The organism is Mycolicibacterium diernhoferi (assembly GCF_019456655.1).
In the GTDB taxonomy this organism is placed as follows: domain Bacteria; phylum Actinomycetota; class Actinomycetes; order Mycobacteriales; family Mycobacteriaceae; genus Mycobacterium; species Mycobacterium diernhoferi.
In genome coordinates, this window is sequence record NZ_CP080332.1 from 4793848 (window position 1) to 4807761 (window position 13914).

Genomic DNA, 13914 nt, shown 5'->3' on the forward strand with positions numbered 1-13914 from the left:
TTCAACAATGAAAGAGGTTCGCCGGTGACCGAACGGGGATGGGCCGTCGAACTCAACGACACCAATCCCGATCCGAGAGTTGCCTGCGTCGCACTCATCGACGTGTCCGGGTCGATGGACGGTGAACCGATGGCCGCTCTGGAGCGCGGGTTCGCCAGGTTCACCCAGTACCTCCAGAACGAGTCCTTGGCCAGTAAACGAGTCGAGGTGGCCGTAGTGACGTTCGGGACGGTCGCAACCGTGCAGGTCCCCATGCAGGAGGCCCGCAATCTCCGACCGACCCGCTTCCCGGTCGGCGGTACCACCAACCTCGCGGCGGGAATTCATCTCGCGTTGGACATCATCGAAGATCGAAAGAGTGCCTACAAGGCCGCCGGTCTGCAGTACTACCGGCCGTGGGTTCTCGTCATCACCGACGGTAAGGCCAATATCGACGGCTTCGATGCCGCCGTCGAGCGGATCAATGCCGTCGAATCAGCGCGCGGCGTGACAGTATTCGCGGTCGGCGCCGGGCCCCGGGTCAACTACCCACAACTGAGCCGGCTCTCCACCCAGCGCAGCCCCGCCCCACTCGACGGTCTCAAATTCGAAGCGCTGTTCGAATGGTTGTCGGCTTCTCTGGTGAACGTCTCGAACTCCTCCGAACACGCTCTCACCGACGAGGCACTCAACAGCATGGGTGATCACATCCAGCTGCCCTCCATTGCCGGCTGGGCCACCGTATGAGCGCCCGTGCCGACAAAGACCGTCCTGGCAGCTGGGAATGGGCCGTGTGCGGGGCATCGGTCACCGGCGACATGCATCGGCGCCGCGGGTTGGACTGTGACGACGCCTACGGGTACGGCGTGGCAGGAGGGCTCGTGGTGGCCGCGGTCGCGGACGGCGCCGGCTCGGTCAGCGGTACCTCGGCGTGGGGTTCGTATACGGCCTGTCAGAGCGTGGTCCGAAATGCATTGCACAGCCAGTTCAGACGAGATTTCGCGACCGACCCGGGCGGCCACCGCGCCCAGATGCGATGGCTCTTCGAGCGGGCGCTGCAGCACGTGCGCCGACGCGCCGACGCCATGCAGCTCGAGCTGCCCATGCTGGCCACCACGTTGAGCGTGGTGGTGGCCGACCGGCGAGGCGCCGTGCTCGGACAGATCGGCGACGGTGTGATCGCAGTGGAGACAGAGAGCGGAATTTCCACCAGGCTGATCGAAACCAAGGACGAGTACGCGAATACGACCTGGTTCCTGCAATCGGACCGGGCCTTTGATGTCTCATTCCGATCCGAGACTCAGCCCGGGGTCAGCGCATTCGCTCTCAGCACCGACGGGATGAGCTACAAGATCACCGATATCACCACCGGTGGCGCTTACGAACCGTTCTTCCGCGGGTCCTGGGAGCATGTGCGTGCCGGCACCAGTTCGGCGCACTTCGCGGCGTTGTTGCGAGGCATCACCGACGACCAGACAGGCGACGACAAGACCATGGTGCTCTCCGCATTGCGCTGGGAAGACGACGACTTCCATCCATCCGCCCGTCCGGTCCGGACCACCATTGTCGGTTCGCCTCCGCCCGCCACCGTCCGAGCCCGACACCCGCAGGTCGGCGGCCATGTCTGACGGTCTGTTGCGACTGTCGTCGGGTGCCACGCTTCGCCTCGGCGCGCCGCTGGCCGGAGCTACCGGCGAAGGCACCGTCTACAGCGTCGCAGACCGACCCGATCTGGCCGCCAAGGTTTTTCATCCCGGTCTCAACGGCCTCACCGACAAACTGGCCAAGGTGGCGGCCATGGTCGACTCGCCGCCGCCCGGCGCCGCCCAGCCCGATGGATTCATCGTGCTCACCTGGCCGCGGGAGGTCCTGCTCGACGACTCCGGCCCGGTGGGTTTCGTCATGTCCCGCATCGACACCACCACCTCCGTGGAACTCCACACCATGAGCAACCCCTCGAATCGCACGGATCCGATGCCGTCGGCTCCGCAGTGGACTCGGCACGCGACCTGGGGCCACTTGGTGAATGTTGCCGCCAACCTCTGTCTCGCTGTCGAATCGGTGCACCGCGTCGAGGCGGTGATCGGCGACTTTCAGGAGCGCAACATCCTGGTGGCCGACACCACCCGGGTGACGTTGGTCGATTGTGATTCGATGCAGTTCATCGACCGTAACGGTCGTCAATTCCTCTGTCCGGTAGGCCGTCCGGAGTTCACCGCGCCCGAGCTTGCCGGGATGAACCTGCGTGAGCAACCCCGGGAGAAACCGTCGGATCTGTTCGCGCTTGCGGTCCACATCCACCAACTGCTGATGGCGGGCAACCATCCGTTCCTCCGCGGACAATGGGTCGGAGAGGGAGCCCAGCCCGACGCGCTGAAACTCGCGCGCTCGGGTGATTGGGCCGGCGGCCCGAACTCACGTCTGCGCACGCATCCGGTTGCCCCACCACAAACGTTCCTGCCGAGCGAGATCCAGCAGCTGTTCGTGCGGGCCTTCACCCACGGCGCCTCGGATCCGGCGGCACGCCCGAGCGCCACAGAGTGGCGGTCGGCTCTCACCCGTATGCGGTTGTCCATGTGCGGGCGCAAAATCCACCAGATCCCGCAGGGATGCACGGTGTGCCCGTGGTGCACCATCGACGACGAACGTGCCGCTCGTCGACAACGGCAGGCATGGTCGAGGGCGGGCACCGGGCCGCAACCCATCACCGCACCGAATCAGGTCACCCACCCGGCGATGTCACCGACCGCCCGGCACCCTGCCAATCCGCCGCAACCTCGGCAGGACACCATACTCGGCGTAAGTCATCGGACGTATCTGACCGCGCTCGCCGTCATCGTGGTCGTGGTGGTGGCACTGGCGTCGTTCATCGTGTGGGCGTTGTTGAGCGGGACGTCAACGTTCGGCGGTCTGGACCGTTTCGCAGATCCTTTTGCGCGCTTGAACATACCGGCCACCGAATACTCGTAGTCGCTCAGCGGATGTCCTTCTCGGACAGAACGTTGCCTTGGAACCTCGCAAGTCCGGCAACGGCCGCCTTCTGCCGGCCAATGCCGTTGTCGGCTTCTCGATCGAAGCTCTTGGCCAGCTCTCCGTAGCCGTTCGAATGAACGTCGATACCATTGAAGCCATTTGGGCGGTGGGAAGGCGATTCACCACGGAAAATAGACGGGTCCTTCTTAGCAGCTAGTTCAGAGTCGAAGTACGGCCCGACCACCCCCGCAGCGGATCCGGGCACCCCGTCGCCCGCCGCTCTCAGGTGAACCGCCGGTACCTCCAGATCACTGCGAACCGGTGAGCCGAAGGTCACCACCTGCGTCACGTTCAACCGGCCTGACTGTGCGATGTTCTGGGCATCCATCCCCCCTTGGCTGTAGCCGACCAGCATCACCTCGGCGCCCTCGGGGATCAACTTCTCGAGCTCTTTGACCTGTGCTTCATCGAGCCTGCCGCCAACAGCGTGGACATTGTTGAACGCAGACTGATTCGCAAACAGCCCACCAGCCGTGCCCGCGATGTAGACGATGTACCGCACTTCGCCGTCTGGACCTTCAACCTTCTGCAACCGATAGCCGGACCCTTCGCCCGGAATATCCCGGACTTCGTTCCACATGTCGTTCAATCCGCGCGGAGATTGCTCGTAACACACGTCGCTGCGCGACGCCGTAGAACCAGGCTCAGACGCACCGCCTTCTTCGCTCGCATCGTTCTGCTCCTGCGCATTTCGTATCAACGTTTCGGCGCCTACACGCAATCCGGCGATGACACCCTTCAATGACGCGATCAACTGCTGGCTCCACTCTGAGCGGAACCGGTCCGAATCAGCTCCACGCCAATAGCCAGAAGACGAGATACGGCCGTTGAGCTCGTTCATCGAACTTTGAAGCTGCTCTGCAGCACGAGTGAACAGACGAGCCGTATCGCGCAACTGTGCGGTATCAGCTCCAGAAAACGCCATGTCTTCCTCCAGGCCTCCAGTCGAATTCTAAGCTCACCGATATCCGGCGCGGTTAGCAGCTACTCATTTATGGGAAGGTGGAACGTTCATTGCCGCCAAATTCGGAACCCAGCCTGCTGGGTCCTCACCGATGGCAATGGTTCTCCCGGGGATTCGTTCGATAACGTCACCGGTCCTCACATCACGCAGTTCGAATACGCTCACTGCCGGTGCCGACGGACCTGGGCCCGTATACGCAACAGCCAGCACCTCGTTTGGAGAAAAGTGCGGCCACTTGTCCCCGGTGGGTTCCATCGAACTCAGGTCAATATTCGCCGGAGGGAGCAGCGGATTACCGCTGGCACAATGTACGCGCGGCACTCCGATTTCATCTACCAGAAGTGCGTTTCCCGCCTCGAGGACAGCTTGCACCGATTCGGTATGTCCCCCGCTGAAGAGAGAAAGTGTCACCCAAGTGTCCGAATTCAACACGACCGGCGTCAACGTATTGAGGTAGTACGGAACCTTCTGCTGTTCTATGCCGATCGCGCGTGCCCACGAAGCCGACCGGTCAGGATAAGCATCAAGGAAATTGGCGATGGCAGGGACGTCGCAGACCGCGGCATCACCGACGCTTCCGTACAGTCCGCGCTGAGTGCCAGCGACCAGTCTCGCGCCGCGTCCCGCAGAACGAGGCAGTTGCGCGGTGAACGAAGCCATGTCGGATGCCACAGTGCCGGCGATCTCGATGGGAGCAACCACCACCGAAGGCATGAAGGGTGCGTCGCCGACGTCATTGGCAGCGATCAAAGCCACAGGTGGGCGGTCCGGGTCAGCACTCCCGAGCAGGCCTGTGCGCTTGGCAAGCACTACTCCGATCAACGCGCACAGCACCACAAAGGTCAACGCCGCACCGGCCAGGACGAGCACTCTATCCGCCCGTGGGTCCGTCGTGTCCGGCGGATTGGGATCAATCCACCCCGTGTAGGTATCAGGCGACGACAATGCGGGCCGGACTCTCAAATGACTTCATGATCTCCTCCGCGGGAGCACTGATCTGCGGCAGCATGCGCGCGGAGACACTGATCCATTGGGACCGGAATCGCTGCGCATCCGCTCCACGCCACTGGGTGGTGCTGTTGACCAGAGAGTGCAGGCTCTTCATCACGGTGTCGAGCTGATCTGCACTCCTGGCCAACTGCCCGGCCAACGTCCGCAGCTGCACGACGTCGGCTCCCTCCATTGCCACTGAGCCCGTTACGAGCCGGAAGCGGTCTGCTGCTCCTGGGCGTTGCGCTTGGCGTTCTGCGACGCAGTCTGCAGGGCGCTGACGACCTGCTTGAGCTGGCTCACATACTGACCCTGCCAATCCGAACGGAACCGGTTGGCGTCATTTCCCTTCCACTCCACCGAGTTGATCGCCGAGGTGAGCTGGGAGATCACATTCTGGATGTCGTTCGCCTTGTTGTTGAGCTGAGCCGACAGCTGATTGAGCTGTTCGACGTCTGCACCGACCATTGCCATGATGTTCCTACTTTCGTTGAGCTGATACTGCTGGACGGGTCATCAGAAGACCGGTTGCGCGATCTGAATCCACACCCCCCTACCCTTTTCGATCAATACACCGCGCCCGGGTGGGAAGTCGTGTCGGCGGATGATGCCGATCGGGGTGTTGAGCAGTGAATCCGATTCCACCCCGTTGGGCGACAACAGCACGCCACGGCGAGCCGATTTGAACGGCTGTGCCAGAGTCCACGCCTGACCCCAGGTGGACACCTCGGCTTCACCGACCACGAACGCCGATGTCCCCGAGAGGGATTTGATCAGGTTCGCCAGGTCAGTTTCCGCCTCGCCGTTGGTGAACTCGGTGACCGACTCGATGACGACCATCAGATTGTCGACGCCGAGTTCGGCCGCCGAGGACAACCGGCTCACCATGTCCATCACCGCAGGCCCGCCCACCGCGCTATCGGTGAAGACCTCTTGCTTTCCGATGGCCGAATGCAGTGGCGCGAGGTGCACGATCCGCATACCCGGATTGGCGCGCCGGACGGCCTGAGCCAGAGTCACCAACGCGGTGGTGCGGCCGCTGCCGGGCGGTCCCGTGAGCATCAGCAGACCTTCGGGCAGGATCCCGACCGGCGCCAGTGTCTCGTCGGCGAGACCGATCACCGGTGCAGCACCCACCGTGGTCGGGAGTGTGTCCAGCGAGATGTGCTCCGCCAGCCGCAGTACGGCGTCGGGTTCCGGAAAACCGTTGCCGCGCATCCGGTCCGCCAGGCTCTCGATCGCTCGGGCCTGTCCCGCCACGCTGTCGTCGCCGCCCAGAACCGCGACCTGGACCTCGTCGCCGGCGATGATGCCGCGGCCGGGTGGGGAGTTCACCGACAGGATGTCGTGCGGTTCCCCGACGAGCATGTAGTCATCATCGGAGGCCAGCCGAAGCGTCAGCCGCCTCTGCATCATCGACATCAAAGACGTCGACAGCGCACCGGGACGGTCGCCGGTGATGATCACGTGGACTCCCAGCCGCCGCCCGTCGCTGACGATCTGGTTGAACATGGTGAAGTTCGTGGAGTGCCCGACATGTTCGTACGCCTCCCGGAACGCGGCGATGCCGTCGATCAACAGCAATATCCGCGGTTCGCTCGGGTTTGCGCTCTGCCGGTACCCGGTCAGGTCCGCGGCGTTGACCCGGGTGAACGTGCGGGAGCGCTCGTCGACTGTCGCCACCAGCCGGCGCAGCACCCGGCCGATCCGTTCGTCGTCCTCCCCATCGATGATCGCAGCGACGTTGGGCAGCGCCTCCAGCATCAGCAGACTTCCCGACGAGAAGTCGAACCCATATATATGGGTCGGTCCGTCGCTTGCCATTGCCGCCGAGATCGCCAGGCTGCGAAGGGCCGTCGACTTACCGGAGCCACTGGTCCCGATGATCACGAGGTTGCCCTGATCCGGCTGATAGGTGGCGGTCGGCTGCAGCTGCTGGGCGGGGCGGTCGAGCCGCCCGATGACAAGGTGCCCGACCGGTGCGGGAATCGACTCCAACGCATAGGTGGGATCGAGCGGGGGCAGCCACGGCTTGCGCGGTGTCGTGATGCGCAACTGATCCGAGGCTGACCGAACGTTGGCGACGGTCCGGGCGATGTCGGTCGGGCCGGACGCCGATCGGCCGGTACCGCTCATCTGCACGTTCCACGGACGGTGCCGTCCGAAGACGAACTCGCGGATGTCGATGGGGGCACTCTCGGGTTGGTCCCCGGTCCAGCCACCCACATATCCGGCCTGGAACGTGGTGAGTCGTCCAGGTCCGGTCTTGGCGACCGCCCGGCCCGGAATCTCCGGGGGGAAGTGCGCGGCCATCGGATCACCGACGACATCAACCGAGTCGTCGACATCGTTGAGTCGCAGCGCGATCCGCAGGTTGGTGTTGGCTCGGAGATTGTCCTTGATGACGCCGGCCGGCCGCTGCGTGGCCAGGATCAGGTGCAAACCCAGTGACCGGCCACGTTGCGCCACGTCGATCACACCGTCCACGAACTCCGGAACCTCACCGGCCAGTGCCGCGAACTCGTCGACGATGATCACCAGCGCCGGCGGGGTATCCGGGTCCCCGGTTTGCTCCAGGGACACAAGGTCCTTCGCTCGCTTGAGATTCAGCAGTTCTTCTCGTCGGCGGATCTCGGCCCCCAGTGAGGTCAGTGCCCGACGGACGAGGTGCGGCGACAGGTCCGTGACCAGGCCCACGGTGTGCGGTAGTTGTGCACATTCGGCGAAGGCCGTGCCGCCCTTGTAATCGACGAGCAGAAAGGTCAGCCGGTCGGGGCTGTTGGCGGTGGCCATACCCAACATCCAGGTCTGCAGAAACTCGCTCTTACCGGATCCGGTGGTGCCACCCACCAGCGCGTGGGGTCCGTGTTCGCGAAGGTCGAGATAGAAGTCCTGTACGCCGGTCGAGCCGACCAATGCCCCCAGCGCGGCCGGTTTGCGCGATGGCTTCTTCACCGACCCGTCGCGCGGAATGACCGAGTCGTTGGAAATCCACAGCCGGGCGACAGCGGCTGGTTCAGAGGCGATCTCGGTTCCCGACAGACTCAGATAGGACACCGACCGCGGTAGGTCCGTGTCGTCCTCGACGGCGGCACCCACGTCGACGACCGGGGCCAGCAGCAGGGCGACCTGCCGTGCGTCGGGCACATCGATCGCATCACAGGCGACCGGATAACTGTGCCGCCCGTGCCGCACCTCTCCGACGGTGGAACCCGACTGGGTATTTTCGATCAGTACGAAAGTGCGGCAGGCAGCGGGCAGGCTCGTCAACTGTGTCGCCACCCAGATCACGTGCACGCTCACCGTTGCGCCCCGCTCTGCCAGTCGGGTCAACCGCGACCGATCGATCGGTGCGGTGTCGTCGACCAGCACGATGACTGCGGGCAATGTCAGCGCCGCGCGGGTCTCCGCGCCGGTGTCTCCGCCCGGGATCGAGCCGAATGTGGCTGCCTGACCGGAGGTTTTGTCCCCGGTGCGCGCTTTGACCAGATCTTCCAGCCGGGAGAGCAGCGCGATACCACCATTGGGACTGTCCGTGAGGTGGTTACCGGACAGCGGGCTGTACACCGATCCGGCGTGCGGCAGCCACTCCAGCCACTCCCATGATGACCGCGAGTGTTGTGAGGCGAAAGCGGTGATGGTCAGCTCGGCCGGCGAATGAAGTGCGATCAGCTGCATGATGATGCCGCGGGCCACACCGTCGACGACGCCCCGAGGACCGCACACTCCGAACGCCCCGCATTCCCGCAGATCGGCGACCACGGGCACATCACTGACCTGAGCGAAATCGTCGCGCAGTTGCGTCAATTGCTGCAGGTACTTTGTTTCGGCATCGTTGTCTCGGGACATCTCGATGTGGCATCTCGATGGTGCGTCCCCGAGTCCTATACGCACCTTGAGAAATTCAGGGCTCTCCGGCCGGTGTGTCCAAAGCAAGGGGCCGAGCCGGTGAATCGCCTCGACCACCTCCGCCAACGCCGGGGTCTCTGTCCGCCGTACTGCTCGCTCCACCTGCTGTGCGGCGGTCAGATCGGCGGCGAGCTGGCGCTGCGCCTCGGCGAAGCGCTGAACGTCGCTCTCGTACTTCTTTTTCGCCTGATACTTGCTGTCGAAGTACATACCGAGCATCAGCAACGGGCTCAAGGCGATGAACACCACGGACAGCAGGCTGCGGGTGACCGCGAACATCACCAATCCGAGCACGAGCGGAAGCAGCATCGACACGATCGGAAAGTGCGCGGGCTGCAACGGTTGTGGCGGCTTCGGAGCAGCGAAGACCGTCTTCTCGGATCGCGCCACCACCCTGGGCGATCTGTTGAACTCGATCGCCACGCTGTCGGCCTGCACGGCACCCGGGCGGACCGTGTGCAGGATCGCCACCGAGGTGCCGGCCAACTGGACCACATCGGAGGACCCCACGACCGCCCGCTGCACGGGCTGGCCACCGATCAGCACACCGGTCGGGCCGGCGAGGTTCGCGATCTCGATGCTCTCGCCGACGGTGACGGCGGCATGCACTTCGGCAACGCCGTGATCGTGCAGTTGCACTTCACTGCGCAATCCGCGACCGATGACGGAATTACCAGGTGCCAAGGGGAACTCGCGGCCGATGTCCGGCCCGTCCAGCACCCGCAGAACGGCAACCGAGCGCCCCCGACGAGACCGTGGCACCCCGGCCGGCGCGCTGGCGATACTGACCGTCGATCCGGACCTCATCCCCGATTCGATGAGGCTGCGCCCCGGGTCCAGGACCTTCCCCTGTACCCCGTTGTCGAAGGCGGACTGCTCGAGTTTGAGGGTCAGGCTGCCCTGCACCCGGGCCGGGCGGTAGTCCGGATCGCCGGTCGCCAACGCCGTCGCAAGGTCCGATACCGAAGCGGTGGCATCCGCGGTGACCGCGACCTGCGCTCGACTGCCATCATCGCGACGCAAGATGAATTTCAGTTGCACTACCGGTGCCCCGTCGCATTAACCGGCAGTGGCGCGGCCACCCTGTTCAATCCGCGGTCCGGCGATCGGCGGAACACCGGATCTTGCTTTTTCCCAAGTGGATTGGCCCCCTGCACGACGTCGATCATGATGAGTCCGGAAACCTTGTCGTGCAATCCGGGGTGCGGTGTCTCATTCATGATGACCGGTATGGCGGCCAACCCCGCGGTGGCCCCGAAGACACCGCTGCGGGTCATGCACGCAGCCAGGCCGGGCGGACGGTTGTCCGACGCGCGGATCAATCGCAGGCCGAGCATGGACCTCCCGAACGTCAATCCGGTGTAGCCCTGCCAGATCTGCATCCACAACCAGACCGCGGCGAACGCCACCGGCAGCACGACGTAGACGATCTCGGCGACCCCCAGTACCGCGGCCGCGATCGCCAATGGGAGTGCCGGACTGAACATCACCGCCAGGTCCATCAGGTAGCACGCGCACCGGACCCCACGGCCGGCACCCACGATCTGATCCGTCGGCGCCGCCGGCACTGCCGGGGCACTCGGAACCGGAGCGGCCGGCCGCGGGGGTTGCTGTCCGCGGTTGGGCACCGACCGTCCACATGAACCGCAGAACGGTGCGCCCACGTGCAGGGGCGACCCACAGTGGCGGCAGGTGCCGTCACTGTTAACCGCTGACCCGTGCATCATGTTTGCCCCATTCGCTCTTGACGTACTGGACCCTACAAAACGCTGATGCTGATCGGCGTGGTTTGTTCGTACGACATTGCCATTTCAATCAGCGGTTCGCTCGGCCGAATAGACACCGAAGTACCCTCGCCGAGATTTTGCGAAGCCATCGAAGCCGGCACGCAGTCCTGCGCAAGTCACCGTGTCCGCCGAACGGATGATTGACGCATACGCAACTTCGCTATCACAATCCACAGGCCTGTTTCATATGGGCAATTCGAGACACCTGTGTCGCGCAGCCCACCGACCACCTCGCGCAAAGGAAGGCCCGATGTTCGCAGCACACGAGGCCGACCACCGCCGTGTCTGACGGACAACAACTGCGGCCGAGCAGGTTCGCCGCAGGACACACAGTGGGCGGGTCGCCCGCCCCCACAACCGCCACCCTGCCGCCTGCACGACCGATTCACGTGCCGACTACAGCGGCATCAATTTCGTTCACAGCCACTCCGCAGGGGACCAACCGACTGGCTGTCATGTCGTTCGTCCTCGTGGTGGCGCTGGGGCCGCTGACCGCGCCGGCCGGCGTTCCACTCGCGCTCGTGGCGCAACGGCAGTGCGAGCGCACCGGTGAGCGCGGAACCGGCCTCGCCAAGGCCACGATGTTCATCGGAATTGCCTATCTCGTCCTGGCCGTCGCGGTCGTACTGCTCGGTCTGCTCACGAATGGCTAGTTGATTGCGGAGCTCCCACGACGCCTGTCGTCCGGACGTCCGACGACACCGCATCCCCACCCGTGCGATGGTTTCCTCAAGCATTAGCTACAGCTTCGTCATCGCGGGTACTCCATCATTCTGTTTTAGCGCCCGTCGCTGTCACATTTGCGGTACCGTCGGCCCGATCGAAGCACGTAACGGGAATCGCGGATCCGAAACAATCGGCATGCCCGCGTGCGTGCTCGGAATTAGCTAGGGGGACACCTAGATGCAACTCGTCCTTGGCGTGGCCGTGGCGGACTCCGTCGCGCGCCTCGCCCTCGTGGATGCGTCCAACCCTGCGTCCGTGCTCGACCGGTTCGAAGTCCGTCTCGCCGACGGGACCACCCGCAGCCTGGTGCGTACCATCGTCGACACCGAACACTCGCTGGCCGCAGACCAGCATTACCTGTCGGCCATCAATGTCTGCTCGGCAGACAAGGCTGAGGCGAACACACTGCGCAACTCCCTGGCCGGCGAGGGTGTCAACAATGTGACGGTCGTGTCGGCGGCCGACGCGGCCACGGCCTTCGTTCGCACCACCGCGGGGAGCGCCGGAGAACAGACATCGGCGCTGCTATTGGTCGACGCGGAGACAGCAGCGCTGTCTGTCGTCGGCGCCGATGACGCGCATACCAGTTTGATCGACGCCGAGCAGTTGGCGTCGTCCGGTTCCGAGTCGGCCTGCACTGCGATGCTTGAGCGCCTGCGTGAAGAAACCGGTGGGGCACAGACACTTTATGTGCTCAGCACTTCGGAGGACTCCGCCGCGCTGACCGATCGACTCAGCCCGGAATCGCCCATACCGGTGCATCTGGCGGAGGAGCCGGCGTACGTCCTTGCGCGTGGCGCGGCGTCTGCGTCGGCGATGCCGACGACATCGATCCCGGCCGCCCACCCGTCGCAGTACGCCACGTCCGCCGGCCCGGTGATCGGCGAGCATCTCGCGTACTCGCTCGCCGAGGACAGCGGGTCCATCCCCATCGCAGAGTACGAGGACAGTGGGCCACTCCAGGCGCCGATGCCGCCGCTGAGCAACGTGCCCTCGCCGGCCAGCTATGCCGACGATCCCAGGGAGATGGACGTGCCGGTCGCCGCCGGCCGCCCCCGAGTGTTGCTGCTGGGCAGCACCATCGCGGCCGTTGTGGTGGTGGGATTCGCCGCGCTCGCGGTCGGGGTGGCGATCAACATCAAGCCGGTGGTGAGCCAGCAGGCCGTGCGCGATTACGAAGCGGTCCCCGGCAAGTACCTGCCGCCGATGCCCGGTCAGGGCGTGGAGCCGGTCAAGGATGTGGCCGCCTACAGCGTACCGGTGGTGCCAGTGTCCGCGGCGCCGACGCCGGAGACTCCCGCGGTGTACACGCGGGGCAACCGTGGAGGGTCGGGCTCCTACTCGACGAGCGCGGGTAGGACCGGTGGTGCACCTGCAGTCGTCGGTGGCGGGGCTGCACCGCCCGCCCCCGGTGGCCCTACACCGGCGGGCAGCGCTGCCGGGGGATTCAGGTTGAGTGACTTCATGCCCGAGCTCCCGGACGTGGTCATCAACTTCCCGGACGGTCAAGGGTGTGACCTGTCGTCCGCACTCTGCATACTCAAAGAGTTCGGCTGCTGGGTGGACCGACCCGGCTTCAACGACTGCATGACGAAAGCCATCACCCAGCGTTGGCCCGGGGAAACGAAGCCGGAGCCGACGGACCGCGACTCCCCGACTGTGCCTGATCCCGACGCGGACGAGCTGCAAGTCGAGGCCGAAGACACCGAACAATCCGAACAGCGACAGAAGAAGACATCGGACGATCCTGGTCAGTCCGAACCTGCCGAGGAATCCGACAAACCCGCAACCGTGAACGACGGCGATGAGCCAGCCGACACCGCCACCGACGCTGAGGTCGCCGACGACCCGAAGGACGCTCCCGACACCGCTGACGCACCCGAGGCACCAGAGGCACCCGAGGGAACCCCGCCGTCCGACGCGCCGGCCGAGACATCTTCGGAACCGGCAACCGAAGGCAGCGGCCCCACCACGACTCGTACGACAACATCCCCGGCAGCCAAGCCGGACAAGACAACTCCGACGTCGGATGCACCCACGTCGTCTTCGGCGCCGAAGGTGAGCTCCGCACCCGCCCCGGCGCCCGAGCCGGCCGAGCAAGCACCGCCGGAACCCCGGTCGGCACCGCCTGTGCCTGAGCCCGCTCCGGAACCTGCACCAAAGCCCGCACCCGCACCGAAGCCTGCTCCGGCACCCGCTCCGGCCCCGGCACCCGCTCCGGCCCCGGCACCCGTTCCCGCGCCGGCCCCGGCGCCCGTGGTCGAAGCTCCCGCTCCGCCGCCACCACCCCCGGCACCCGCCGTCGTGGAGGCACCTGCACCTGCACCTGCACCTGCACCTGCACCTGCACCTGCACCGGTGGTTATACCGGAACCCGTTGCACCGCCGGCAAGTAGCGGAAGCTCAGGCAGCGGCTCCGGATCGTCATCCTCCGGCTCCTCGTCGAGCAATTCGGGGTCCGGATCATCCGGTTCGAGCTCGTCCGACTCGGCTCCGGTGACCACCGAAGTGGAGTCACCGTAGCCG

11 protein-coding genes are annotated in these 13914 nt (G+C 65.0%); 5 read left to right on the forward strand and 6 right to left on the reverse strand.

Annotated features, from left to right (window positions below; genetic code table 11):
• Positions 1–24 precede the first annotated feature (24 nt).
• From K0O62_RS22640 to K0O62_RS22650, 3 genes are read left to right on the forward strand one after another with little or no spacing between them, the layout of a single operon-like run.
• Complete coding sequence (locus K0O62_RS22640; RefSeq protein WP_073857985.1) at positions 25–726, forward strand: vWA domain-containing protein; 702 nt, start codon at positions 25–27, stop codon at positions 724–726.
• A complete protein-coding gene (locus tag K0O62_RS22645) occupies positions 723–1607 on the forward strand; it encodes a PP2C family serine/threonine-protein phosphatase (protein WP_079244090.1) in 885 nt (294 codons plus the stop codon). Before K0O62_RS22640 ends, K0O62_RS22645 begins: the two co-directional genes overlap by 4 nt.
• A complete protein-coding gene (locus K0O62_RS22650) occupies positions 1600–2949 on the forward strand; it encodes a hypothetical protein (protein WP_073857987.1) in 1350 nt (449 codons plus the stop codon). The genes K0O62_RS22645 and K0O62_RS22650 overlap by 8 nt, the downstream gene beginning before the upstream one ends.
• Positions 2950–2953: 4 nt before the next feature.
• Here the strand turns inward: K0O62_RS22650 and K0O62_RS22655 are convergent, their stop codons facing one another.
• The 6 genes from K0O62_RS22655 to K0O62_RS22680 form a co-directional block, all read right to left on the reverse strand.
• Positions 2954–3937, reverse strand: coding sequence for a WXG100 family type VII secretion target (locus K0O62_RS22655; RefSeq protein ID WP_131817426.1), 984 nt, complete (start codon positions 3935–3937; stop codon positions 2954–2956).
• A gap of 63 nt (positions 3938–4000) precedes the next feature.
• Positions 4001–4846: a DUF6777 domain-containing protein gene (locus K0O62_RS22660; protein ID WP_131817427.1), complete on the reverse strand. Its 846-nt coding sequence runs from the start codon at positions 4844–4846 to the stop codon at positions 4001–4003.
• A 61-nt stretch (positions 4847–4907) separates the two neighbouring features.
• Entirely contained in the window at positions 4908–5159 is a 252-nt protein-coding gene (locus tag K0O62_RS22665) for a hypothetical protein (protein ID WP_073857989.1), read from the reverse strand.
• A 14-nt stretch (positions 5160–5173) separates the two neighbouring features.
• On the reverse strand, positions 5174–5440 hold the full coding sequence (locus K0O62_RS22670) for a WXG100 family type VII secretion target (RefSeq protein WP_073857990.1): 267 nt from the start codon (positions 5438–5440) through the stop codon (positions 5174–5176).
• Between the two features lie 42 nt (positions 5441–5482).
• Positions 5483–9916 (reverse strand): type VII secretion EssC family protein, encoded by a 4434-nt coding sequence (locus K0O62_RS22675; RefSeq protein WP_073857991.1) that lies wholly within the window; start codon positions 9914–9916, stop codon positions 5483–5485.
• Positions 9916–10416 (reverse strand): RDD family protein, encoded by a 501-nt coding sequence (locus K0O62_RS22680; protein WP_234800199.1) that lies wholly within the window; start codon positions 10414–10416, stop codon positions 9916–9918. The genes K0O62_RS22675 and K0O62_RS22680 overlap by 1 nt, the downstream gene beginning before the upstream one ends.
• Positions 10417–11117: 701 nt before the next feature.
• Between K0O62_RS22680 and K0O62_RS22685 the strand changes: the two genes are divergently transcribed.
• Together K0O62_RS22685 and K0O62_RS22690 are read left to right on the forward strand one after the other, a co-directional pair.
• The gene (locus K0O62_RS22685) at positions 11118–11315 is read left to right on the forward strand and encodes a DUF4190 domain-containing protein (protein WP_073857992.1); all 198 of its coding nucleotides are present in this window, start codon (positions 11118–11120) and stop codon (positions 11313–11315) included.
• 250 nt (positions 11316–11565) lie between these two features.
• Positions 11566–13911, forward strand: coding sequence for a DUF7159 family protein (locus K0O62_RS22690; RefSeq protein WP_097933590.1), 2346 nt, complete (start codon positions 11566–11568; stop codon positions 13909–13911).
• Positions 13912–13914: the final 3 nt, after the last annotated feature.